Source organism: Actinoplanes solisilvae (assembly GCF_003999975.1).
In the GTDB taxonomy this organism is placed as follows: Bacteria; Actinomycetota; Actinomycetes; order Mycobacteriales; family Micromonosporaceae; genus Actinoplanes; species Actinoplanes solisilvae.
Genome location: NZ_RJAC01000033.1, coordinates 37,725 through 61,623, shown reverse-complemented (window position 1 = coordinate 61,623; position 23,899 = coordinate 37,725). Strand labels below are relative to the sequence as shown.

Below are 23,899 nucleotides of genomic sequence, written 5' to 3'. Positions count from 1 at the left end.
CCGTTCCACCCTGGGAGATCCTGTGTCAAACCCCCGTTGGCTGCGCCGGGACGGTAACCCCCGCCTGGAGTACGGCGCCGACTACAACCCCGAGCAGTGGCCGCGCGAGACCTGGGCCGAGGACGTTCGCGCCATGCGCGAGGCCGGCGTCACGGTCGTCTCGCTGGCGATCTTCTCGTGGGCCAAGATCGAGAAGGCCGAGGGTCAGTACGACTTCGGCTGGCTCGACGAGGCCATCGAGCTCCTGCACGCCAACGGGATCTCGGTCGATCTGGCCACGGCGACGGCCTCCCCGCCGCCGTGGCTGACGACCAAGCACCCCGAGATCCTCCCGGTGGACGTCCACGGCAACACGATCTGGCCGGGCGGCCGTCAGCAGTGGCGGCCGACCTCGCCGATCTTCCGGGACTACGCGCTCAAGCTGGTCCGCGAGATCGCGACCCGCTACGGCAACCACCCGGCCGTGGTGGCCTGGCACGTCAGCAACGAGCTGGGCTGCCACAACATCTACGACTTCTCCGACGACGCGGCCGCGGCCTTCCGCGTGTGGCTGCGTTCCCGGTACGGCACGGTCGACGCGCTGAACGAGGCGTGGGGCACGGCGTTCTGGTCGCAGTGGTACTCGGACTTCGACGAGATCCTGCCCCCGCGGCAGGCCGCGACCCACCCGAACCCGACGCAGCAGCTCGACTTCAAGCGGTTCTCGTCCGACGCGCTCAAGGACTACCTGCGCGCGGAGAAGGCGATCTTGCGCGAGATCTCGCCGGACGTGCCGGTGACCACGAACTTCATGGTCATGGGCGAGACCAAGGGCATGGACTACGCCGACTGGGCGGCCGAGGTCGACTTCGTCTCCAACGACCACTACCGCCTGCCCGGCGCGCAGTCGCTCGACGAGCTCTCGTTCTCGGCCAACCTGACCGGCAACATCGCCGGCGGCGACCCGTGGTTCCTGATGGAACACTCGACCAGCGCCGTCAACTGGCAGCCGATCAACCTGGCCAAGAAGCCGGGCGAACTGGCCCGCGACTCCCTCACCCACGTCGCGCACGGCGCCGACGCGGTCTGCTTCTTCCAGTGGCGCCAGTCCCGGGCCGGTGCCGAAAAGTACCACTCGGGCATGTACCCGCACGCCGGCACGGACAGCACGCTGTTCCGCGACGTCGTCGACCTCGGCGCCCGGCTGCGTGACCTGGCCTCTCTGCAGGGCACCCCGCGTACGCGAGCCAGGGCGGCGATCCTGTTCGACTGGAACTCGTGGTGGGCCGTCGAGCAGGACTCGCACCCGACCTCGCGCCTGCGCTACAAGCAGGAGGCGCTCGACTGGTACACCGCGTTCCTCAACCTGGGCGTACGGGCCGACGTGCTCCCGGCCGGCTCGTCGTTCGACGGGTACGACGTCGTGGTCGCCCCGGTGCTGCACATGGTGCCCTCGGCGCTGGCCGCCCGGCTGACCGCGTTCGTCGACAACGGCGGGCACCTGATCACCACGTACTTCTCCGGGATCGTCGACGAGAACGACCACGTCGGCCTCGGCGGCTACCCCGGCGCGCTGCGCGACCTGCTGGGCCTGCGCATCGAGGAGTTCGGCCCGCTGCTCGACGGCGACACGGCCGACCTCGACAACGGCCTCACCGGCACGCTGTGGACCGACCGGATCGACATCACCGACGCCGAAGTCCTCGCCTCCTACAAGACCGGCGACCAGGCCGGGCGCCCGGCGATCACCCGCCGTACGGTCGGCTCGGGCTCGGCGGCGTACGTCTCGACGCGTCTGGGCCCCGACGGCCTGACCCCGGTCCTGGGCGACCTGCTCTCGAGGGCCGGCGTCGAGAGCGAACTCCCGTCGTCCCTGCGCGGCCTGGTCGAACTGGCCGTCCGCGGCGACACCCGGTTCATCATCAACCGCACCGAGGAAACGGTCGACATCACCGCCCTGGGCGGCGCCGACCGCACTCTCACCGCCAGGGGAGTGGCGGTGCTCCGCGCCTGAGTCCCAGCTCGGGCGCGCAAAGGCGGCCCGATGCCGGCAACGTCCGCCGGCACCGGGCCGCCTCTTGCATGTCTAGGCTGGTCCCATGGCGCGCTATGTGATCGATGCACCGACACTGCTGCACCTGGTCGTCGACGCGCTTGCGGTCGACCCCGCCCACCGGCTGGTCGCGCCGAACGCCATCCGCTCGGAAGCGATGCAGCTACTGCTGGCCGACGCGCAGCAGGGCTCGCGCACCGACCGCGAGGCCATGTTGCTGCACGACCGGATGACCGAGCTGAAGATCCGCCTCCTCGGCGACCGCGTCTCCCGCGCGACAGCGTGGCGCCTGGCCCGTCAGCTGAACTGGCCGACCCTTCGCGACGCCGAGTACCTGGCCGTCACCAGACTCCAGGCCGATGCCCTGATCACCATCGATCCGCACCTGGCCGCCCGAGCCAAGGACATCGTCCCCGTCGAGCCGTTGACCGCGCTGGTGATCGCGTGAGGCGCACAACCTCCACTCCCGGCGGGCGGCCGCCGAAGAACTGCCCGGCGTGGTGATGGCGGAGGTGCGGCGCGCCGTGGTCACGGGACGCCGGCTGCGCATCCACACCGAGCAGCCCGAACGCGACGGCCGGCTGCGGATGGAGATGGCGTTCCAGGACGCCCACCACGCCGAATGGGCACTGTGGCAGCTCGGCATGAGAGCGGAAGCCGTCGCCCCGCAATGGCTACGCGCCGCTTTGCACGACCGTGCCACCGCCCTCGTCACCCGGTACGGCTAACTCCCGTCGAAGCGCAGGTCGAGTTCGGCCATGCCGTCGGTGGTGACGGCCTGCAACGCGAACGACACCGGCGTACCAGAAATGCGGCTGCCGGCGGCGAGGGCCAGCGGCATCGGAAGCGTGCCCATCTCGGGCCGGCACGGAATGAGCGGCTGCTGGTTGTTGAACAGGTTGATCGCTGCGGCCTCGCTGAGATGCGGATCGGTCAGCTCGCCGGTGAAGCGGTCCCCGTCCGCGCTGAGCCGCCAGTAGACCAGCGTGACCGGGCCACTGCCCGCGTTCACCTGTACGGCCGAGTCGAGACCGACGGCCCCGGCGGCTCCCAGATCGTTGGTCGCGAACGCCAGGTGGAATTCGTTCGGTTCCCCGTCGATCGGCCGCCCGAAGATCAGTTTCCCGGCCATGTTGTAGTCGTAGACGCCGGCCACGCGTTTCTGGACACCGGGCCCGCAGTAGTCGTAGACGCGGACGGTCCCGGTCAGCACCCCGGTGCGAACCGCCTCGTCCGCCGCAGCGGCCGGAGCAGCGGACACCCCCAGCGTCAGCCCGACGGTGGTCAGTACGGAAACGGCGATACGGATCAGCCTCATGGGACCAGCTAAACCGCAGGTCAAACCCATGAATCGCACAAAGAGTCCGTCTACTCACTCCAACAACCTGTCCGAGTTCGATCAGACCGTCAGGTCAACGGGATCGCCGGACGGACTCGCATCGTGTCGAAGCTGTCGTCGTTCGCGACCGCGGCTGCGTAGTGGGTGTCCCGGTAGGCGGTGGCGATCGTCAGCCAGGACAGGTAACTGCCCGCTCCACCGCAGACGAGGCTTCCGCCGTCGCCCCCGCACACCACGTCGCGAATCGCGGTGCGCTCCGGGCAATAGGGGTCCTGCCCGATGGTCAGGCCGAAGAGGTTGGGTTCGCGGTGCGGGCCGGTCCTTGCCGACCACGGGTCGCTGTCCGGGTTGGTGTCACCCCACCGGAACAGCGTGCCAGCGGCGGCGTCGCACGCGTGCTCCCATTCGTCGGGGGTCAGCAGCCGCTGCCCGATCCCGGCCAGCCGGGCGGTCTCGTCCCCGTACGAGGGCTTGCCGAGCAACCACGCGGCCTCCACGGTCCAGTCCGGCCGGAGGGTCACCCGGGCGGCGCCGGACCATTCGATCTGTCCCGGCGCGGGTTCGGCCGCCGACCCAGGCTGGTGGCGGAGCCGGTCGACGCGTCGGAGGATGTCCGGGTGGTCGGTCGGCACCGCGACCGCGCCTCCCTCGACAGCCTCGACGGCCACCAGCAACGACGGCACCTCTACGGTACGTCGATCCGAGGTGACCGCGTTGGTGAACTGCCGGATGTCCTGTTCGATGCCGTACTCGTCCGCGCTCTCGGCGAAACTGGCCTCCTGTTCCGGCGTCGGCTCGAAACGGCCGCTGTCAAAACCCACGGTCACCTCACCGCCCGGTACGAGCACGAACCGCTCGCCGCCGACCGTGAACACCGCGACCGGCGCTCGCCGACCGGCGTATTCGTGGGCCTGGACCTCCACCAGCGTGGCGCCGGTTCGCGCCGCGACCGACTCGGCCACCTTCGCAGCGGCGACCGGATCCAGACCGGACCATTGCGTCACGTCGATGATCACCGCCGCAGCCTATCGAGACGGCCGGGCTCGACCTGACGGCGAGCCCGGCCGGTTCTCAGTGGCGCTTGCGGAATTCGTGGGCCAGGACGTACTTGGCTACGCCGTTGCCGATTCGGACGCCCTGGACGTCTGCCTCTCGGTAGTGGACGCCACCCCAGATTCGGGCCTCCACCACCTCGGCCAACGCTGCGGAGAAGCTCGGGAACGAGCGGGTTGTGCCCGAGTCGGCGCTGTAGGCGGAGAACGGGATGTCGTCCCGGCCGAAGAAGGCGCGCATCGTGTACATGATGGTCGAGGTTGAGCAGGTGTGGCCTGAGGTGTAGTCGGGGAACGGCGGGGTCACCAGCAGCGGCATCCACGCGGGGTCGGGGGCGGTGCGCGGGTTGCCGTCGAGGGCGGCTTCCTGGACGGCGGTGACGGGACGCCAGAAGTTGTAGTGCTTCTTCTCGTTGAAGCAGGCGATCAGGGAGTCGGCGTTGGCTATCTCGGCCAGGGCGAAGAAGCGCGCCGCCTGCAGCGTTGACAGGCCCTGGCGGTCCGAGACCTGGCGCTTGATCTCCCACTCGGTCAGGCGACGGTCGTGCCACCAGATCGCGGCCGAGGTCTGGTCGGGCGTGCGCACCGAGCTGACCGCGCCGCCGATGGCCTTGACCTCGTTGAAGTCGCGCGCCCACGCCGCCGACGACAAAGCGGGTGGCCCTGATGTGCGGAACTGGTCGCCGCGCCGGATGACGAACGGCTTCAGGTCTCCGACCCAGGCGCCGTCGGAGGCCAGGGTCGGGGGAGTGGGCCGCCACTGGCCGGGAGCCGTCGACGTGTTCCAGGTGCCGGGGCCGAACGCGCCGTCGCCCACCCGGGCGGCGATCATCGCGGCTGCGGCCTCGGCGCCGACCCGGATGCCGCCGTCCTTGGCGCGGCCGGCGGGGATCGGGGCCAGCGCGTCGGCGTACATCTGGTCGAGCGAAGCGGTCTGGGCGGGGAAGAGCGAGAGCAGGACTCGGTACGCCGCCGCGGCGACCGCAGCGTCGGCGGAGTAGGAACGCCGGGCCGGGGGAGAAAGCAGATACGGCTCGTACGGCGTACCCGCGATGGCGTTGACGGCGTCATAGACGGCGCCATGGACCATCGCGAAACTGCGCGGGGCCACGTACGGCCCCTGGCGCGCCACCTCGTAGATGGCCTGTTGAGCGTTGCTGTTCCAGAGGACGACCGGGTTGGGGCCGGCCGAAGAGGCCGAGGCGGCGGACGGGACGACGAGGACGGCGGTCACGGACAGCGTGAGCGCCGCCAGCAACGTACGGAATCTGGACATCTGAATCCCCCGTGGATGTAGAACCTCAGCTTCGCCACGGATCCACGATGGACACAAGAGGGCCCGGAAAGGTCAGAGGGATCGACTTCCAGCGATGCCGGGGAGGAGCGAAGCGGCGCCCGGGAACGGTTCAGCGATGCCCGAGAGCAACTCCGCTCGAACGCCCGTACGCCGCGAAGAACCGGTCGCGGAACTGGTCCATGCGCCACACCGGCCCGTCGGCCGCGGGGTGCAGGCCGTCGTTCCAGCCCCACGACTTGATGCGGTCGAGCGCCGCCGGATCCTTCGCGATGATCGAGACGGGCACGTCGTGGCTCGCCTTCGGGCCGGTGATCCGCGACATCGGCTGGTGGTCGCCGAACATGATCAGGACCAGGTTGTCGTCGCCGTACTTCGCGGCCCACGACGTGAGCGCGTCCACCGAGTAGGCGATCGTCCGGGCGTACGCGGCCCGGGTCTTGTCCTTGTCGGCCCACAACTCGGAGCGCGGGGGAGCACCGGCGACCTGCGGCCCGAAGATCTTGCCGTCGCCGACCGACTCCCACGGGACCATCGAGGGCACGTGCGTCCACGGCTCGTGGCTGGAGGTCAGCGTGATCTCGGCCATCAGCGGCTTGGTGGCCGGGCCGTAGACGTCGTGCTGGAATTTCGACAGCACGTACTGGTCGGGCATGCGGGACCAGCCGTAATCGGGTCCCTTGTAGCCGAGGTTGCGCGAGTCGAGCACCCGGTCATAGCCGTAGAAGCTGGCCTCCGGCCAGTCCTTGGTGTTGCCCGGCTCGAGGCCCGCCGTCTGCCAGCCCGCGTCCTTGAACGCCCGGGTCAGCGTCAGCCGGTCGCCGCCGACCATCTCGTCGTAGCGGCGCTGGCTGGTCACCCACAGCCCGGACTGGAACGACGCGTGCGCCAGCCAGCTCCCGCCGCCGTAGGTCGACGACGTCAGCCATCCGGTCCGCGCCGAGAATCCGGCAGCCGCCAGACGCGACTGGGCCGAGTCGACGGCCGGGTTCACGATCGCCGACATCGCCGGGTCGGTCAGCGAGCTGTGACCGTAGCTCTCGACCACCCCGATGATCACGTCTTTGCCGCGCAGGGCCGAGACAAGATCAGAGGCGGACGAGCCCGTGTACGGGTCGTGGCCGACCGCCTCCACGAACTGGCGATCGTCCCTGATCGTCTTGGGGACCTGGGCCACGGTCGACTTGAGCAGCTTCATCGCCGAGTCGGAGGCGACCGGCGCGTTCGGGAACAGGGTCAGGCCGCTGAGCGCGAACGCGACCCAGGCGGCGCTGAGCCCGGTCAGCAGGCGACGGGCCGGGATCGTACGCCGGGAGGCGGCCCCCGCCAGTCGCAGCGACGACAGCACCAGGGCGGCCACGAGCGCGACGACCCCGACGATCGCCGCGGCCACGGCGAGATTGGCGTATGTGTGCCCGTCGGTCTCGGTCAGCGCGTTGTAGCCGTCGCGCAGCAGCGGGGGGTCGAGCACGACGTCGAACTTGCGGCCCAGCACGCTGCGGAAACCGGCGTTCGCGATCTTGAACACGACCAGGAGGGCGAGCCCGGCCCCGAACGCGGCGGCCACCGGGCGGCGCCATCGGACGGGGACGGCCAGCACGACGGCGCCGGCCACGATGAGTTCCAGCGGGAGCCGCAGGAACGCGCCGGGCAGGAAGGCGCCCTGAGCGGGCCGGGCGATCGCGTCGGGCACCACGAGCGCGGCGACGACCAGCACGGCGGAGGCCGCGGTGATCAGGCCGGCCAGCAGGCGACGGCGGTGGGGCAACGGCAAGGCACAGTCTCCCGGTTCGAGGTGGTGACGCCCTCGGATACGGGTTTGAGCGGCGCAAGGTTCAGAACGGGAACGTCCGGCGTTCGTCGCGCATCGTGATCCATTGAAGTTCGGTGAAGTCGTCGCCGGCGAATTGCAGGCCGAACCGCCCCCAGCCACTGTCCTTCTGCCCGCCGAACGGCATCTGCGGTTCGTCGTTCACGGTCTGGTCGTTGATGTGCACGATGCCGACCTCGAGTCGTCGCGCCAGCTCGAGGCTGCCGTACGTGTCGGCCGAGATGATCCCGGCGGTCAGCCCGTAGCGCGAGGCGTTGGCCCGCCGGACCGCCTCGTCGGTGTCGCGGACGGTCTCCAGCAGCGCGACCGGCCCGAACGTCTCCTCGAAGGCGATCTCGGCCGTCTCGGGCACGTCGGTCAGCACGGTCGGCGGATAGCACGGCGGTTCGGCCTTCCCGCCGGTGAGCAGGCGCGCTCCCAGGGTCATCGCCTCCTCGACGCGCCGGGTGACCAGGCTCAGCGCCCATTCATTGATCAACGGCCCGACCACCGTACGGGGGTCTCGCGGATCGCCGACGGGCAGCGCCCGCACTTTCTCGACGAATCGGGCGGTGAACTCGGTCGCGATCGGCTGCTCGACCACGATCCGGCGCACGCACATGCAGATCTCGCCCTGGTGGACGAAGGCGCCGTACGCGGCCGCGTCGACGGCCAGGTCGAGGTCGGCGTCGGCCCGTACGATCAGCGCGTTGTGCCCGCTGAGCTGCAGCACCGGTCGTTTCAGGTGGCGGGCGGCCAGCTCGGCGATGCGCCGCCCGGTGACGGTCGACCCCGTGAAGCTGACCCGCCTGACCAGGGGGTGGGTGACCAGTTCCTCGGCGATCAGGCCCGCGTCGCCGGGCGCGTGGGTCACCACGTTGACCGCTCCCGGTGGCAGCCCCGCCTCCTCGAAGAGCTCGGCCCACAGGGTGCCGCCGGTGATCGGCGCCTCCTCCGAGGGTTTCAGCACGACTGTGTTGCCAAGCGCGAGGGGCCCGACCACGGCCCGGCCGGCCAGGCTGAGCGCCGCGTTCCACGGTGCGATCGCCGCGACCACCCCGACCGGCCGCTGCACGGCCAGCGCCTTCGAGCCGGGCAGGTCGCTGGGCAGCAGTTGACCGGTCGGCGCGTGGGCGAGGCCGGCCGCCTGGCGCAGCAGGGCCAGGCAGAAGTCGAGCTGCACCCGCCCGAACCAGGGCCCGCAGCCGGTCTCGGCCGCGAGCAGCGCGAGGGTCTCGTCGGCGCGGCGGGCGAGAGCGTCGGCCGCCCGGATGAAGATCAGTTGCCGTTCGGCCGGCGGCAGCGCGGCCCAGCCGGGGAATGCGGTGTGGGCCGCCTCGACGGCCGCCCGCGCGTCCTCGGCGTCGCCCGAGGCCACGTCGGCCAGCACGGCCCGCGTGAACGGGTCGCGGTCGGGGTGCCATCGGCCGCCGCGCGGACCGACTTCGAGGCCGCCGATGCGGTGCGCCACCTTGAGTGTCACGCCGAAACACGTTAACGAAGTGTTCGAACAACCGGAACGCCCGTCGAAGGAGTGGACCACGATGACGTCCCAGTCGCTCGAACGCGGGCTGCGCATCCTGACCGAGTTCACCGAGAACGGTCCGGTGCTGGGCATCGCCGACCTGGCCCGCGCGGTCGGGCTGAACCGCAGCACCACCCACCGCTACGTGGCGACGCTGGCCGGGCTCGGCTTCCTGCAGCAGGACCCGGACACGCGTAAGTACTCGCTGGGCCCGCGCGTCGTCGACCTGGGGTTCGCCGCGATCAGCTCGATGGAGATCACCGGGGTGGCCGCCGCGCACCTGCAGACCCTGTCGGACGAGACGGGCTGCGCGGCCAGCATGGCGGTCCTCGACGGCGCCGACATCGTCTACGTCGAGCGGCGCCGCAGCCGTCGCCCGTCCGGGCTCGCGGTCGACCTGAACCTGCACGTCGGTTCGCGGCTGCCGGCCTACTGCACGTCGATGGGCAAGGTGCTGCTGGCCTATCGCGACCCGGCGGCGCTGCGGCCGCTGCTCGACCGCATGGACCTGGCCCGCCGGGGGCCGCGGACCATCACCGTACGGGAGCAGTTGGTCTCTGCTTTGTCGCAGGTGCGCCAGAGCGGGCTCGCGGTCAACGACGAGGAGCTCGCCCCTGGACTGCGATCGCTGGCCGCGCCGATCCGGGACCGCTCCGGGCAGGTGGTCGCGGCGATCAACGTCGCCGTGCACCTGACAACGTGGGGCGCTTCGCTCGAATCGATTGTCGATCGGCTCTCGGCTCCGCTGCTGCGCACTGCGGCGGACATTTCGCATCAACTCGGGTTCCGTTCCAATAGTTGAAACACGCCGTTGATACGTGCGACATCGACTGCCTAGAGTCGGCCCACCCGGACGGAGGGACCCCCGCGATGGCCCTGCTCGATGAAGCCCGCTGGCACGATCTGCTGCACATCGACGGCGCCTGGCGCGCCGGGAGCGGCGAGACGATCGACGTGATCGAACCGGCCACCGGCGGGGTGCTGGGCCGCGTCGCCCTCGCCACCCCCGACGACGTGGCCGCCGCCGCGACCGCTGCCGCGCAAGCCCAGCGTGACTGGGCCGCCACCTCGCACGCCGAGCGGGCCGCCGTGTTGCGCCGGGCCGCCGCGCTCTGGGCCGAGCACGCCGAGGAGATCATCTGGTGGAACGTGCGCGAGGTCGGCGCGATCCCGGGTATGGCCGGTTTCGCCGTGCACGTCGCCGAGCAGGAGTGCTGGGAGGCCGCGACGCTGCCCGGCCGCCCCTACGGCGAGCTGATCCCGTCGGGTGAGCCGCGGCTGTCGATGACCCGCCGCTACCCGGTCGGCGTGGTCGGCGTCGTCTCGCCGTTCAACGTGCCGATCATCCTGGGCATCCGCTCGGTCGCCCCGGCGCTGGCCCTGGGCAACGCCGTGCTGCTCAAGCCCGACCCGCGTACGGCGATCACGGGCGGCCTCGTGCTGGCCCGTGTCTTCCAGGAGGCCGGCCTGCCCGACGGCCTGCTGCAGGTGCTGCCCGGCGGTCGTGACGTCGGCGAGGCCCTGGTCAGCGACCCGCGCGTGCCCGTCATCTCGTTCACCGGCTCGACCGAGGCCGGCCGCCGCGTCGGCGAGCTGGCCGGGCGTCACCTCAAACGGGCCCACCTCGAGCTGGGCGGCAACTCGGCCCTGGTCGTGCTGGACGACGCCGATGTCGACCAGGCCGTCAACCTGGCCGCGTGGGGCAGCTTCTTCCATCAGGGTCAGATCTGCATGACCACCGGCCGTCACCTGGTGCACGAGCGTCTCTACGACGACTTCGTCGAGCGCCTGGCCGACAAGGCCGGCAAACTCCCGGTCGGCGACCCCGCCCGCGACCAGGTCGCCCTCGGCCCGGTCATCGACGCCGGCCAGCGCGACAAGATCCACAACCTGGTCACCGCGAGCGTCGGCGGCGACGTTCGGCTGGCCTCGGGCGGCGAGTACGACCGGCTCTTCTACCGTCCGACCGTGCTGGCCGGGGCCGGACCCGGCACGCCCGCGTTCAGCCAGGAGATCTTCGGCCCGGTCGCCCCGGTGGCCTCGTTCGGCAGCCTCGACGAGGCGGTCGCCCTGGCCGGCGACTCCGAGTACGGCCTGTCGCTGGGCATCGTCACCCGCGACGCGATGCGCGGCGTCGAGCTGGCCGACCGCATCCCGACCGGCATCGCCCACATCAACGACCAGACCGTCAACGACGAGGCCAACGCGCCCTTCGGCGGCACCGGCGCGTCGGGCACGGGCTCCCGGTTCGGCGGCGCGGCGGCCAACATCGAGGCGTTCACCGACACCCGCTGGATCACCGTACGCAGTCAGGCGCCTAGCTTCCCGTTCTGACCACGCTTTTCAACCGCCGGACCTTTCGCGCAGCTTTCTTCCTCAGACGCTCCAGCGGGCTGACGCGCGGCTCCGGCACCATCAGGTCGAGCTGCTCGGCGTGCGAGATCATCCCGATGATCGTCTCGATCGCGGTCTCGAGCACCTGGTCGGGGCGCAACTGGTCGGGGGCCGGCTGCTGCTCCGGGTCGACCGGGCGCAGCTCGGCCAGGTCGCCGACGACGTCGCACGGATACTCGTCGAGCTCCTTGATCTGCTGCTCGGCCAGGTCGAGCACCCACCCGGCGCGCTCCGGACCGACCCCGAACCGCAGATCATTCGTACGCTGCCGCAGCACCGCGTCGACCAGGTGGCGCTGCACGACGCGCTGGTAGGGCGCCCGGTGCGGATAGCGCTCGCCGAGGGCCCGGTTCACCCGCCGCAGCACCTCGACCTCGGCCGCGCCCAGCGACACGTTCGCCCCGCCGTCGACGGCCAGGTCGCAGACCCCGTCCGGGATGCCGATGACACCGGCGAAGCGCCGCCACAGCGTGTCGCGCGGCTGTCCCGGCCCGGGCACGGTGATCAGGTGCCGCTGCTCGGCCGGCACCAGGTCGCCCCAGCGGCGCAGCATCCGGTTGGCCGTGTGGTGCTCCCAGAAATCCTCGAAGCTGCCGCGCTCGACCGCGCCGATGAAGTCCTCGAACGTCCACACGCCGCGCGCCCGGATGCTCTGCTGCCACATCGACGGGAAAGTGCGCCACAGGTCGCGGGCGGCCACGATGACGTGCACCTCGGCCGGCGCGAGACTGCGTACGCCCCTCGCGGCCTGGGCCGGTGTCGCGGCGCCCAGCCCTTCGTTGGTGATGACCACGTCGCCCGGCCACGCCGCCGCCTTCTCGACGACGCGGTCCCACGACCAGCGCGGGGTCGCGTGCCAGGGCAGCTCGCGCAGGTCGGCCATCGCCTCGTCGTGCGCCGAGAACTTGCCCGGCAGCAGGATCCCGGCCGCCTTCAGCGCCGCCACGTTGCCCCACAGCACGTTCTGCACATAGGTGCTGCCGGTCTTCGGCGCGCCGATGTGCAGAAAGACGCGTCTTGCCATGCCGCCCTCCACGCCCCGTCGTTTACGACAGCTCAACGTGTGCGAACGGCTTAGGTGGTGGCTTCTGATGCATTGTGCACGAGCTGTGATCTTGAGCGGCGTCCTCGGCAGTGACCTGCGCCTATGCCGGTATGCCCCGGGGAACGCGGGCCAGGGAGATGCACGGGTGCGCCGGTGCTGCGCGGCGACGACTGTCGGAGGTAGCAGAAAATCACCGGGAGGAACCGTGTCAACCATCACCGACATCAGCTACGCCGAGCGAGCCCGCCTGCTCCGATCGGCGCCGACCGCGCCCGTGCCCGAGAACGCGAGGGGACCTCAGATCCCCGAGGCCGGCTACGTGATCGACGAGATCGCCGACGGCGTCTTCTGGCTCAGCGAGGGCAGCTACCAGTCCATGTTCACGGTGACCGACGAGGGCGTGATCGCGATGGACGCCCCGCCGACGCTCGGTAACAACATTTTGCGGGCCATCAGCCGGGTCACCACCAAACCGGTCACCCACGTGATCTACAGCCACCACCACTCCGACCACGTCGGAGCCATGTCGATCTACCCGGCCGAGGCGCCGCGGTACGCCCAGCGCTTCGTCGCCGAACGACTGAGGCTGCTCGACGACCCGCAGCGCCCGCTCGCGACCGTGGTCTTCGACGACTCGGTGACGATCGACGCGGGCGACCACTCCGTACAGATGGACTATCCCGGCCCGAACCACGCCGAGGGCAACAGCTTCATCCACCTGCCCAACCAGCGCGTGCTCATGTTCGTCGACGTGATCTTCCCCGGCTGGGTGCCGTTCTCGAACCTGTCGCTGTCGGCCTTCGTGCCCGGCGTGATCCGCTCGCACGAGCAGGCCCTGAACTACGACTTCGACAGCTTCGTCGGCGGTCACGTCACCCGCCCCGGCACCCCCGAGGACGTACGGGTGCAGCAGGAATACCTGGCCGACCTGCGGGCCACGGCCGAGGCCGCACTGTCCAGCGTCGACCTGGCCACGACCATGTCGGTCATCGACACCAGCAACGTGTGGGCCGTCTTCCGGGCCTACCTGGACTCGGCCGCCGCCGCCACCACCGACGCGATCGTGCCACGGTGGAAGGACCGGCTCGGCGGCGCCGACGTGTTCACCCTGCCCAACGCGTGGGCGATGGTCGAGTCGCTGCGCCTCGACCTCAACTCGCTGGGCCCGTTTGCGACAGTTCCCTGAACGCGCTGCGCGACAGGATGTCGGCCTGCCGGGTCGGCTCGGGAATCCGATAGCGGCCGCTCAGCTTGAGCGTGAGCTCGACGCAGTCGTCCAGCCCGATCCGGTGCCCGGCCGAGACGAAGACCGGCTTCACCCTCGTCCGGGTGCGCACGACGCGGCCGATCTCCTCGCCCTGCTCGACGAGGGGTGCCGTGTCGCCGCGCTCCGGTCCGGGCTCGTCGAAAGTGCCGACGAACGCCGTCTTGGCCACCCCGAACGAGGGCAGGTCGAGCACCACCCCGAGATGGCTGGCGAGCCCGAACCGCCGCGGGTGCGCCAGCCCGTACCCGTCGCAGACGAGCAGCTCGGGGGCTGTGGACAGTCGCTCGATCGCGCCTATGAGCAGGGGCAACTCACGAAAGGCCAACAGCCCCGGCACGTACGGGAAGGAGGCCCGCCCGGCGAACTCGGCGACCTCGTCGACGGCGAGCGTCGCGACGTCGACCACCACGGCGGCGGCCACGGCCCGGTCGGAGTCCACCTCGTAGGTGACGTCCAGGCCCACGACCGTACGTGGGAGCTCGATCTTCCCCTCCGGAACGATGAGCTGCCGGCGCAGCTCCGCTTGAATTCGCTCCGCCTCGGCCACATCCATGGCCGAACGGTACTTGCCACCCGCCCGTGGACCGCCCCTCGGTCACCCGTTCCGGCATGACGCAGATCTCACCCGCATCTGGATCAGGAGGCCGAGCCCTGCCACGATCAGGCTGAGCGCGAGCGCGATGCGGGCCGGGGGGAGCGATCGTGAACGACCGGCTTCAGCAGCGGACGCTGAGCGTGGTCATGGCCTCGCAGGTGTTCAGCGGGGCCGGGCTGGCGGTGGGAATCACCGTGGGAGCGCTGCTCGCTGAGGAGATGCTCGGGACCAGCAGTTTGTCGGGGCTGCCGTCGGCGCTGTTCACGGCCGGGTCGGCCGGGGCGGCGCTCGGGGTCGGGCGGCTGTCGCAGCGGCTCGGGCGGCGAGCCGGGCTGACGGCCGGCTACGCGGCGGGGGCGACTGGGGGCGCGGGCATCGTGGCCGCGGCGGCGCTCGACAACGTCGTACTGCTGCTGTTGTTCCTGCTCGTCTACGGCGCGGGGGCGGCCACCAACCTGCAGGCCCGGTACGCCGGCACCGACCTCGCGGCACCGGACCGGCGGGGGCGCGCGGTCAGTTCGGTGCTGTTCGCGACGACGTTCGGGGCGGTGATCGGGCCCAACCTGGTCGCGGTCACCGGGCGAGCGGCGTCGCACTTCGGCATTCCGGCGCTGGCCGGGCCGTTCGGGCTGGCCGCGATCGCCTACGGACTCGCCGGCACCATCGTGTTCGTGCTGCTGCGGCCCGACCCGTTGACAGTGTCACGCACCCTGTCGGCGCCGGCGGGTGGCCGGTCGAGCCCGGCCGGGGTGGCCGCGGGGGCCGTGACGATGGTCCTCACCCAGCTCGTCATGGTCGCGGTCATGACGATGACGCCCGTGCACATGCGGGCCCATGGGCATGACCTCGCCGCCACCGGGCTGGTCATCGCCGTGCACGTCGCCGCGATGTACCTGCCGTCGCCGATCACCGGCCTGCTCGTCGACCGCGTGGGCCGCGTACCCGTCGCCGTCGCGTCGGGAATCACGCTGCTGCTGGCCGGGGCCGTCAGCGCGACCGCCCCGGTCGATTCGGTGCCGCTGCTCGCCCTGGCCCTGGCGCTGCTCGGCCTCGGCTGGAACCTGGGCCTGGTCGCCGGCACCGCCATGATCACCGACTCGGCCCCGGTGGAGACCCGCGCCAGGACCCAGGGAACGGTCGACCTGTGCGTCGCCCTGGCCGGCGCGGGCGGCGGCATCGCCAGCGGCTTCGTGCTGACCGCGACGAGCTACGCCACGCTCTCGATCACCGGCGGCCTGCTGGCCCTGGCCGTGATCCCGTTCGTGGTGACGACCGCGCGGCGCGCGTCCCTGCCCGGGTGACTGTCAGAGCGCCTCGGCGATCATGCGGTGGCCCTGGGCCTCGAAATTTTCGTCGCCGACCTGGAAGGCCCAGACGGCTGTGCCGATCGCCTCGCGGATCTGGGTGCGGCGCCACGCGGCGGGCTCGCGGGGGTCGGCGCCGTAGCCGTCGAGGAACGCGGCCTCGAGGCCGGGATCGCCGCGGAATTCCTGGACGGCCAGGCGGGCGAAGTCGGTGATGGCGGGGCGCAGCGCCGCGCGGCCGAAGTCGATGACGCGGACCTCGCCGTCGTGGTCGAGCCAGTTGCGGGGCTGCCAGTCGCCGTGGGTGGGCACGAGGACGGACGGAGGGGCCGGCCAGGTCGTGATCTCGGCCCGGAGCCGCTCCGTGACGTCGGGCGCGATCCGGTGCGGGCCGGCCAGCGAGGTCAGGGACTTCTCGTTCAGCTTGCGTTCGTGGTCGTCGTCGGTGACCGGGGTCTGGCCGTGCAGCAGGGCGAGCAGCTCGCCGGCCTGCCGGTAGGTGGCGGGGTCGTCGGCCGCGGGGCTTCCGAGCACGAGCGAGCCGGGTAGATAGCGGGTGACGAGGAGTTTGGCGCTCGGGTCGCCGTGCACGAGCGCCGGCGCGCGGCCCCGCTCGGTCCACGGGCGCAGCCAGTGGTGGTGGGCGTGCAGTTCGCGCTCGATGTGGTGGTCGTCCGGGCCGCCGGCCTTGACGATGAACCGCTGCCCGGCCCGGGTCATCTCGAGGACGGTGGTGGCGACCAGGCCCCAACTGTGGCTCCTCGCCACGGTCGCGCCCGGGAGCCACCGGTCGATCAGGTCCTGTTGCCGGTGGCTGAGGGTCTCGAGCGTCACGGCCAGGATCGTACGGTGCCTCGCGGAAAACCGGTGGCGTGGCGCGGGGGAGCGCCCCTAACGTGCGGGTGAGCCGTCCCGTCGAGCGAAAGACGTGCCGTTGTACCTCCTGTGAGATCCACCGAGCGCTGATCTGACGCGCGTCGCGCCTGTGCGCCGCGCTCTTTCCTGCTGCCGATCTCTCACTGAAGATGGTGTATTTCTGTGCTCAAAATCTGGACGGTTCCCGGTCGTTGTCCCGCGTGCGAGTCGATGGCGAGCGGCGGCTTCCGCGTCGCCCCGCACGACGCCGGTGGATCGGGATCGATGCGGCCCGTGCGATGGAACGCGAACGATTGCGGCCCTTCGCACGGTCGGAAGATCCGCGACTTCACCCCTCCCCGGCGAGCCTTCGTACGGCGTACGTCTCGACGCCCGGGCCATCAGCGCTGGAGCGCCGCCGTGAACACGCGGGTCCTCGTCTGGGGCCGCCTTCGAGGGCGCCGCAGGCACTGACCCGGCACGACGCGTCCCCTGCCCCGGGTTACCCCTGCTAGGCGGCGCTGCTCGGGCGATCGGGGCAGAGCTCCAGCGCGAGGCGGGTGAAGTCGTCGGGCACGTCCGGCGGGTTGTCCTGGCAGAAGACCACGTCGGTGACCGTTCTCGACCAGCCGTGGAAGGTGCCGTGCACGGGCGGGTCACAGCGGAGCTCGAAGTCCGCGGTGACCCGCTCGACCCCGGTGTAGATCAGGGCGCTCGCCCGGCGGTCCGGGGGAAGCGAGAACTCCTGCGGCGCCGGGTCGGGCGTGGCGGCCAGCACCTCGTGGCCCGCCGTGGCCCGCAGGGAACCGGCCAGGTCGGGCAGCCACGACCGGGGTGCGTCCAGGCCGGCGACCGACGGTTCGAAAGGCTCGTCGAGCACGACCGTGCCGGCCGGGTCACGGGCGCTGACCAGCAGCGGCGTCGTGCTGCTCGGCGACCAGGTGAGGCGGTCGGCGGCGGGCTCGCACCCGGGCGGGATCGAGGTCGCGGGCTCGCTCGCCGCGCAAGCTCCGGAGAGGACGATCGCCGCCAGCACGGGAAGCGCTACCGAGCGTCTCAATGTGATCATGGCTGGGGAGCATAGGGTCCGGTGAATTCCCGGTGACACCGGTGCGTCCACTAAGTGTCGGAAGGAGTTGCCATGCTGCTGGTCCCCAGCGATGTGCTGAACCCACGCCGCGTCGACGAGCACTTCGCCGCCGAGGCCGAGGCGGCGAGAACGGCGGGCCATCGCGTCGGTATGGTCGACCACGACGCCCTGGTCGCCGGGGAAGCCGAACGGGCGGTCCGGCGGCTCGGAACCGGGGATCAGCGGCTGGCCGTTCGTGACTGTGGACCTCGTCCGGCGGGCCGACGGCGTGTGGCGGGTGATCGAACTCGGCGACGGCCAGGTGAGCGACCGGCCCGTGACCGTGCCGGCGGAGACCTTCGTGAGCGCGGTACTAACCGGTCCGGCGTAGGGCTTCCTCGAGGACGGCGGCGATGGCGGGCTCTTCGACGACCGTCGCGCGCCTGCCCTCGTACTGCTGAAGGGCCTGGTCTATCGCGGTCAGGCTCGGGCTGCGGGTCAGGGCCCAGCGGGCGGCCCTCGCCTTGGGGGCGTGGACGCCGGTGGCCGCGAAGTGCCAGATGCGGCAGGCGGTCAGGACCATGAAGGCGGCGTGGGGCTCGTCGTCGGTCAGGGACTGCCAGGTGTTCAGCCAGTGGCGGCCGCGGGCGATCACCCATTCGGCGGGAACGGGGGCCAGCACTGCGGGGTCGCCGTACAGGGTGATGCCGTCCTGTTTGGCGATGGAGAGTTCGGCGGGCAGGTCGGGCGCGGTGGGGACGCCACGTTCGATCTCGGTCGGGTTGAGGCTGACGTGCAGCTCGAGCGGCGGCGCCGGGGTGGGGTGACGGGCCACCGCGGCGGTCACGACGTCCACGTCGAGGCCCGCCGCGTCGCCGAGGTCGGCGCTGCTCAGGTGGTCGGTCAGGGAATCGGCCCGGGCGTCGGTGAGCGGCTCGTTGACGACCACGAGCAGGTCGACGTCGCTGTGGCCGGGGCGGAACCCGCCGGACGCGAGGGAGCCGTGCAGGATCACCGCGCGGCAGGTCGGGCCGACGATTCCGGCGATCTGCGGCGCCAGGTCGGTTCGGGGATTCACCAGGCCGCCGCGATCACGTCGGCGAGCTCGGCCGGGTGGGACAGGAACGGCGAATGCGTGGCGGGAAGCTCGACCACCGTCGTCGGGCCGGCGGAGATCTGGTCGAGCTCGCGGACGATCCTGCGCTGCAGGGCCGGGCGCACCACCATGTCTTCGGAGCAGACCACGTACGAGTGGGGGACGGACCCGAATCGGGCCGGGGTGACGGTGACCGGCTCGACTGCCAGACCGAGCGGTGCGTCCGGGGTGAGCAGGGCGATCGCGGCGTCGGAGCTGCCGAACGCCGCCCGCAGCTCTTTTCGGGCCGACAGCGGTGGTGGGAGACGAAGGGCGCCGGTGACGGCCGGGTCGCCGACGAGCATCGGGCGGACCAGGTCGCCGTCGTTGTCGGGGCTGACCACGTAGTCGGCCATCGAGAGGCCGCCGCCGACCGGGGCGACCGACGTCACGAACACCAGGTGGTCGAACAACGACGGCTCGAGTTCGGCGGCAACGGTGGCGATCGTGCCGCCGACGCTGTGGCCGACGACCACGCAGGGCTCGCCGCCGCCGATCAGCCGGAGCTGGTCGAGGAGCACGGCGGCGGCCGAGCTGAGCGTGACACTGCGGGACGGAGCGCTGAGACCGTGACCCTCCACGTCGACGGCGACCGACGGGATGCCGCGCGCCGCGAGCAGAGGGGTCACGGCGCTCCAGCACCACGGGCCGTGCCAGAGGCCGTGAACCAGGACGACAGCACGCATGATCCCGACTCTACGCGGGCATCAACGCAGGTGAAGGGCGCGAAAGCCGGGCGTACGCCATCACGAGCAGGCCGCCGACGGTGATCAGGCTGCCCGCCCACAGCGGAGACGTGTAGCCGAGCCCGGCGGCGATGGCCGAGCCGCCCGCCCACGCGCCGAGGGCGTTGCCGAGGTTGAAGGCGGCGATGTTGGCGCCCGAGGCCAGCGTGGGTGCGCCCGCGGCGTAGTGCATGACCCGCGTCTGCAGGCCGGGCACGGTGGCGAACCCGAAGACGCCCATCAGGAACAGCCAAACGACCGTGGCGACCTGGCTGTGCGCGGTCAGCGCGAACCCGGCCAGGACTACCGCGAGCGCGACCAGGACGGCCAGCAGGGTGCGGTCGACCGAGCGGTCCGCGGCGCGTCCGCCCAGGTAGTTGCCGACGAACAGGCCGGCGCCGACGACGACCAGCAGCCACGGGACGGCGCCCGAGGAGAAGCCGCTGACCTCGGTGAGCGTGTAGGCGATATACGTGAACGCGCCGAACATGCCACCGAAGCCGAGCACGGTGACGACGATCGACAGCCACACCTGGCCGGAGCGGAAGGCACGGAGCTCATTGCGTACGGACCCGGTGGTTGCGGTTGAAGCGCTGCGCGGGACGAGAGCGAGAATGCCGAACCAGGCCACCACGCCGACGGCGGTGATCGCCCAGAATGTGGAGCGCCAGCCCGCGGCTTGGCCCAGCAGCGTGCCCAGGGGGACACCGAGGACGTTGGCGGCGGTCAGGCCGGTGAACATCATCGCGACCGCGGCCGCCTTGCGTTGCGGGGCGACCAGGTCGGCGGCGAGCACGGCGCCGATGCCGAAGAAAGCGCCGTGGCAGAGGGCGGCGACGACGCGGCCGATGAGCATCAGCTGATAGGTGGGCGCGATCGCCGAGATCAGGTTGCCGGCGATGAACAGCAGCAGCAGGCCGAGCAGCACCTGCTTGCGGGGCAGGCGGGTGGTGGCGATCGTCAGTCCGAGCGCTCCGACCACTACGGCCAGCGCGTATCCGCTGATCAGCCAGCCCGCGGTCGCCTCCGAGACGGCGAAGTCGGCGGCCACCTCGGGCAGCAGACCCATGATCACGAACTCGGTGAGCCCGATCCCGAACCCGCCGACGGCGAGCGCCACAAGGCCCAAAGGCATGAGAAACCCCTTCCTTGCGTACGCTGGTAGTTGCATACGCGGCCTAAAAGCTAGGCGCGCGCCGATATAAAGCGCAAGCAACTATCGGCGTGACGATGCCCACCGAGGCTGATGCGTGGCGCGGGCGATGCGCGCGGGGCATGGATGGCGATGCTTTCGGGGCATCATGGAAGCGAGTTACGGAGGCGGCATGGGTATCGCGGATACCGCGGTGGAGATTCGGGCGCAGGGGTGGCGGCGGCTCGCGGCGCTGCACGGGCTGATCGAGACGGCGCTCGAGAAAGAGCTCGGGTCCCGGTTCGAGCTGAGCGTCGTCGAATACACGGTGCTCGACGCGCTCAGCCGGCAGGACGGCTGGCACATGCGCATGCAGCAGCTCGGGCGGGCCGCCGCGTTGAGTGCGAGCGCCACCACCCGGCTGGTGAACCGGCTCGAGAGCCGGCGGCTGCTCACCCGCGTTCTCTGCGACGACGACCGGCGCGGCATCTATACCGAACTCACCCCGCTCGGCCGTGAGCTGCTCGAAAAGGCCGAGCCGGTGCACGACGAGGTGCTGCGCGCTGCCCTCGACGACGCCCGGAACGTGCCCGAACTGGCCGATCTGGTCGACCATCTGCGGGACGGAGGGGTCATTTAGCGTCGCGCGCCGAAGATTCAGCCCATCGTCAGGTGGTGGGGATGAGCTCGATGGTGGCGGCGGTTCGTGCGCAGATGTTCGGCCTGCTGGCCCGCCGGTTCGCGCAGCTCCCGGAGTCGGTGGTCTGGATGCTGCGCCGCGACGGGCTCGACCCGATCGAACGGCTCGCCCAGGTGCGCGACCGTGAGCCGGTCACCCGCATGCCGGTGCCGTTCGGGCTGCGGGCCTGGCTGGTCTCCGGCTACGACCCGGTGCGTGAGGTGCTCGGCAGCCTCGACGGCTACAGCAACGACTTCGGCAAGTTCGCCGGGCGGGTCGGGCTCAGCGTCAGCAGCGACCCGGGCGGGCTGGGCTTCGCCGACCCCCCGGTGCACACCCGGCTGCGAAAAGCGCTCACCCCGGAGTTCACGATGCGGCGCCTGGACCGGCTGCGGCCGCGCATCGAGGCGATCGTGTCGCAGCGTCTGGACGCGATGACCGCCGTTGCCCGGGGCGTCCGGGCCGGCCGGCTCAGCGATGCCGCCGACCTGTGGCGCGACTACGCGCTGCCGGTGCCGGCGCTCACGATCTGCGAGCTGCTCGGGGTGCCCTACGAGGACCGCGAATACTTCCAGACCCTCAGCACGGCCCGCTTCGACATGGTCGACGGCGCGAGCGCCTCGCTGGACGCGATGGGCGACTCCCTGACGTACCTCATGGGACTGATCGAGAGGCAACGGCGCGAGCCGGGGGAGGGGCTGCTCGGCTCGCTGATCCGCACGCACGGCGACGCCATCGACGACCGGGAGCTCGCCGGGCTGGCCGACGGCGTGCTCACCGGCGGATTGGAGACGTCGGCCAGCATGATCGCGTTGGGAACGTACGCGTTGATGACCGATCCGGCGCTGCGGGCGCGACTCGATCACGATGCCGACGCGACAATCGAGGAGCTGCTTCGATACCTGACCGTCGTGCAGGTGGCCTTCCCGCGCGTCGCGATCAGGGACACGACCGTGGCCGGTGTGGGTATCAAAGCGGGCGACGTCGTGGTGTGCTCGCTGAGCGGCGCCGACCGGGATCCGAGCGCGGTGGGCCGTACGCCCGACGCTGTTGACCCTTCGCGAACTCTCGGGCGGGCTCATCTGGCCTTCGGGTACGGAATTCACCGTTGCATCGGCGCCGAGCTGGCCCGGATGGAGCTGCGCGTCGCCTATCCGGCCCTGTTCGAGCGCTTCCCCGGCATCCGGCCCGCCGTGCCGGCCGACGAGCTGACGTTCCGCCGCGCCTCGATCGTGTTCGGCCTGGATTCGCTGCCGGTGCGGACATGAGAAGAGCCGCCCCCGTACGTACCGGGGACGGCTCTCGAATCACTTCAGGCGGAGCTGGACGTTGAACTTCGGGCTGGCGGCGAGCTTGCGGAACGCGGCCAGGCTCGACGGCGAGCTGTCGATGCTGATGTCACGGTCGCCGAACTTGTCGGCCTTGGTGTCGAAGTAGACGATCGCCTTCACCTTGGGACGCTTGGCCAGCTCGGGCAGCACGCTGTTGAACTGCTTCGCCTTGTCGACGACCTTGCCGATGCGGTGGTACGCGCCCCACTCGGCCACCATGATCGGCTTCGAGGCGTGCTTCGTGGTCGCCCACGAGTAGAAGCCCTCGCCACCCTTGGCGCGACGGTCGAGCAGGTCGGCGAAGACACCGGCGTGGTAGTAGTTCAGCTCGGAGCTGACGTACGAGTCCAGGCCGATCCAGTCGACGACGTCGTCACCCGGGTAGAGGTCGTTCCACCACGACTTCGCCATCCACTTCTCGTTGCCCATGTAGGCGACGACGTTGACCATGTTGCTCAGGCCCTTGGCCTTCAGGCGCTTGATGACGTGACGGTACGACGACGCGAAGTCCTTGGCCGTCATGCCCGACGCGGCGTCCGTGCGCACGTCGTCCTCGGGCTCGTGGTTGAGCACCAGGAAGAACTTCTCCGGCATGGTCGCCTTGACCCGGGCCGCGAACGCGTCGATGCGCGCGTCGAGCTTGCCTGCGGCCACGTTCGCCCACGTCGAGCCGTACTCGACCCGCCAGTTCAGCAGCAGCACGCGGGGCTTGGCCTTGTCGCGCACCATGGCGATCTCGGCGTCGGTCGGGAACTTCTCGTCGCCCTTGTGGTAGGTGTGGAAGATCGTCGCGGTGCGGCCGCTCAGCGTCTCCCAGTTCTTGTGCTCCAGGTCGCGGGGCTTGCCGGTGAAGCCGCCAGCCGCCGTCCCCCACAGCACGCCGCAGTTCGGGACGAGCTTCGCGTCGGTCACACACTTCGCCGGCGCCTTCGGGGCGGGCGTGGTGGCGGCCTGGGCCGTGGCCGGGCCGGCTGCGAGCGCGCCGACCCCGGCGACGAGCGCGGCCAGCGAGTACACGGTCTTACGAAGCATCGTTTCTCCCCCTGTTGTCCGGCCGTTGTCGCCGGGCATGAGAAGAGATTCCAGGCCGTGGGGTGCACACCAGGTGCCCGTCCCGGTGCATGCCGGTTGCGCCGGGAAGACCCCCGGACGTCGGCCCTGCCATCGGTCGCGGCAGGCGGTGGGATGAGCTTTCCGGGCGTACGCCCCGCGGCCCGCAGAGGCCGGGTCCCGTGCGGAGGCAGGCCGGTTGCCGGCGAGTGTCGGGTGTCACCGCGGGAAGCCTCAAGCAGCCGCGACAGCGACCGACTGTGCTG

The 23,899-nt window shown here is 70.9% G+C and carries 23 protein-coding genes; 10 read left to right on the top strand and 13 right to left on the bottom strand.

The window, feature by feature from the left end:
• Nucleotides 1-22: 22 nt before the first annotated feature.
• From EER30_RS42015 to EER30_RS42005, 3 genes are all read left to right on the top strand, one after another.
• Nucleotides 23-1,993 (top strand): beta-galactosidase, encoded by a 1,971-nt coding sequence (locus EER30_RS42015; protein WP_127507661.1) that lies wholly within the window; start codon nucleotides 23-25, stop codon nucleotides 1,991-1,993.
• Nucleotides 1,994-2,078: 85 nt separating this feature from the next.
• Nucleotides 2,079-2,480 (top strand): PIN domain-containing protein, encoded by a 402-nt coding sequence (locus tag EER30_RS42010; protein WP_127507659.1) that lies wholly within the window; start codon nucleotides 2,079-2,081, stop codon nucleotides 2,478-2,480.
• 55 nt (nucleotides 2,481-2,535) lie between these two features.
• Entirely contained in the window at nucleotides 2,536-2,760 is a 225-nt protein-coding gene (locus EER30_RS42005; protein ID WP_127507702.1) for a WCX domain-containing protein, read from the top strand.
• On the opposite strand, the gene EER30_RS42000 is transcribed toward EER30_RS42005, so the two are convergent.
• From EER30_RS42000 to EER30_RS41980, 5 genes are all read right to left on the bottom strand, one after another.
• Nucleotides 2,757-3,350, bottom strand: coding sequence for a hypothetical protein (locus EER30_RS42000; RefSeq protein WP_127507658.1), 594 nt, complete (start codon nucleotides 3,348-3,350; stop codon nucleotides 2,757-2,759). The two genes, EER30_RS42005 and EER30_RS42000, sit on opposite strands and share 4 nt — an antisense overlap.
• Before the next feature lie 89 nt (nucleotides 3,351-3,439).
• The gene (locus tag EER30_RS41995) at nucleotides 3,440-4,387 is read right to left on the bottom strand and encodes a hypothetical protein (protein WP_127507656.1); all 948 of its coding nucleotides are present in this window, start codon (nucleotides 4,385-4,387) and stop codon (nucleotides 3,440-3,442) included.
• A 55-nt stretch (nucleotides 4,388-4,442) separates the two neighbouring features.
• Nucleotides 4,443-5,699 carry a vanadium-dependent haloperoxidase gene (locus EER30_RS41990; protein WP_127507654.1) on the bottom strand — a complete coding sequence of 419 codons (1,257 nt, stop codon included), beginning with the start codon at nucleotides 5,697-5,699 and terminating at the stop codon, nucleotides 4,443-4,445.
• A gap of 130 nt (nucleotides 5,700-5,829) precedes the next feature.
• Complete coding sequence (locus EER30_RS41985; protein ID WP_240670660.1) at nucleotides 5,830-7,491, bottom strand: sulfatase-like hydrolase/transferase; 1,662 nt, start codon at nucleotides 7,489-7,491, stop codon at nucleotides 5,830-5,832.
• A gap of 61 nt (nucleotides 7,492-7,552) precedes the next feature.
• A complete protein-coding gene (locus tag EER30_RS41980) occupies nucleotides 7,553-9,010 on the bottom strand; it encodes an aldehyde dehydrogenase family protein (RefSeq protein WP_240670659.1) in 1,458 nt (485 codons plus the stop codon).
• A gap of 19 nt (nucleotides 9,011-9,029) precedes the next feature.
• Here EER30_RS41980 and EER30_RS41975 point away from each other — a divergent pair, with 19 nt between their 5' ends.
• A complete protein-coding gene (locus EER30_RS41975; RefSeq protein WP_240670658.1) occupies nucleotides 9,030-9,854 on the top strand; it encodes an IclR family transcriptional regulator in 825 nt (274 codons plus the stop codon).
• Nucleotides 9,855-9,922: 68 nt separating this feature from the next.
• Entirely contained in the window at nucleotides 9,923-11,386 is a 1,464-nt protein-coding gene (locus EER30_RS41970; RefSeq protein WP_127507648.1) for an aldehyde dehydrogenase family protein, read from the top strand.
• Here EER30_RS41970 and EER30_RS41965 read toward each other — a convergent pair.
• A complete protein-coding gene (locus tag EER30_RS41965) occupies nucleotides 11,370-12,470 on the bottom strand; it encodes a hypothetical protein (protein ID WP_127507646.1) in 1,101 nt (366 codons plus the stop codon). The two genes, EER30_RS41970 and EER30_RS41965, sit on opposite strands and share 17 nt — an antisense overlap.
• Nucleotides 12,471-12,696: 226 nt before the next feature.
• Here EER30_RS41965 and EER30_RS41960 point away from each other — a divergent pair, with 226 nt between their 5' ends.
• Nucleotides 12,697-13,677, top strand: a complete 981-nt coding sequence (locus EER30_RS41960; protein ID WP_164842688.1) for an MBL fold metallo-hydrolase — start codon at nucleotides 12,697-12,699, stop codon at nucleotides 13,675-13,677.
• On the opposite strand, the gene EER30_RS41955 is transcribed toward EER30_RS41960, so the two are convergent.
• Nucleotides 13,643-14,311, bottom strand: a complete 669-nt coding sequence (locus EER30_RS41955; RefSeq protein ID WP_127507642.1) for an endonuclease V — start codon at nucleotides 14,309-14,311, stop codon at nucleotides 13,643-13,645. The two genes, EER30_RS41960 and EER30_RS41955, sit on opposite strands and share 35 nt — an antisense overlap.
• 149 nt (nucleotides 14,312-14,460) lie before the next feature.
• On the opposite strand from EER30_RS41955, the gene EER30_RS41950 reads away from it, so the two are divergent.
• The gene (locus EER30_RS41950; protein WP_240670657.1) at nucleotides 14,461-15,654 is read left to right on the top strand and encodes an MFS transporter; all 1,194 of its coding nucleotides are present in this window, start codon (nucleotides 14,461-14,463) and stop codon (nucleotides 15,652-15,654) included.
• A gap of 3 nt (nucleotides 15,655-15,657) precedes the next feature.
• Here EER30_RS41950 and EER30_RS41945 read toward each other — a convergent pair whose 3' ends face one another.
• Nucleotides 15,658-16,491: a phosphotransferase gene (locus tag EER30_RS41945; protein ID WP_205650650.1), complete on the bottom strand. Its 834-nt coding sequence runs from the start codon at nucleotides 16,489-16,491 to the stop codon at nucleotides 15,658-15,660.
• Between the two features lie 532 nt (nucleotides 16,492-17,023).
• Nucleotides 17,024-17,581: a hypothetical protein gene (locus EER30_RS41940; protein ID WP_127507638.1), complete on the bottom strand. Its 558-nt coding sequence runs from the start codon at nucleotides 17,579-17,581 to the stop codon at nucleotides 17,024-17,026.
• Between the two features lie 256 nt (nucleotides 17,582-17,837).
• Here EER30_RS41940 and EER30_RS49145 point away from each other — a divergent pair, with 256 nt between their 5' ends.
• The gene (locus tag EER30_RS49145; protein WP_240670656.1) at nucleotides 17,838-17,972 is read left to right on the top strand and encodes an ATP-grasp domain-containing protein; all 135 of its coding nucleotides are present in this window, start codon (nucleotides 17,838-17,840) and stop codon (nucleotides 17,970-17,972) included.
• Here the strand turns inward: EER30_RS49145 and EER30_RS47660 are convergent.
• From EER30_RS47660 to EER30_RS41920, 3 genes are read right to left on the bottom strand one after another with little or no spacing between them, the layout of a single operon-like run.
• Nucleotides 17,955-18,659, bottom strand: a complete 705-nt coding sequence (locus EER30_RS47660; protein ID WP_164842687.1) for an aminoglycoside adenylyltransferase domain-containing protein — start codon at nucleotides 18,657-18,659, stop codon at nucleotides 17,955-17,957. The genes EER30_RS49145 and EER30_RS47660 overlap by 18 nt on opposite strands.
• Nucleotides 18,656-19,402, bottom strand: a complete 747-nt coding sequence (locus tag EER30_RS41925; RefSeq protein WP_127507635.1) for an alpha/beta fold hydrolase — start codon at nucleotides 19,400-19,402, stop codon at nucleotides 18,656-18,658. The genes EER30_RS47660 and EER30_RS41925 overlap by 4 nt, the downstream gene beginning before the upstream one ends.
• A gap of 10 nt (nucleotides 19,403-19,412) precedes the next feature.
• The gene (locus EER30_RS41920; protein WP_127507632.1) at nucleotides 19,413-20,576 is read right to left on the bottom strand and encodes an MFS transporter; all 1,164 of its coding nucleotides are present in this window, start codon (nucleotides 20,574-20,576) and stop codon (nucleotides 19,413-19,415) included.
• A gap of 190 nt (nucleotides 20,577-20,766) precedes the next feature.
• Here EER30_RS41920 and EER30_RS41915 point away from each other — a divergent pair, with 190 nt between their 5' ends.
• A complete protein-coding gene (locus tag EER30_RS41915; RefSeq protein WP_127507630.1) occupies nucleotides 20,767-21,213 on the top strand; it encodes a MarR family winged helix-turn-helix transcriptional regulator in 447 nt (148 codons plus the stop codon).
• 41 nt (nucleotides 21,214-21,254) lie between these two features.
• Complete coding sequence (locus EER30_RS41910; RefSeq protein WP_127507628.1) at nucleotides 21,255-22,520, top strand: cytochrome P450; 1,266 nt, start codon at nucleotides 21,255-21,257, stop codon at nucleotides 22,518-22,520.
• 39 nt (nucleotides 22,521-22,559) lie between these two features.
• Here the strand turns inward: EER30_RS41910 and EER30_RS41905 are convergent, their stop codons facing one another.
• Entirely contained in the window at nucleotides 22,560-23,615 is a 1,056-nt protein-coding gene (locus tag EER30_RS41905; protein ID WP_127507626.1) for a glycosyl hydrolase, read from the bottom strand.
• Nucleotides 23,616-23,899: the final 284 nt, after the last annotated feature.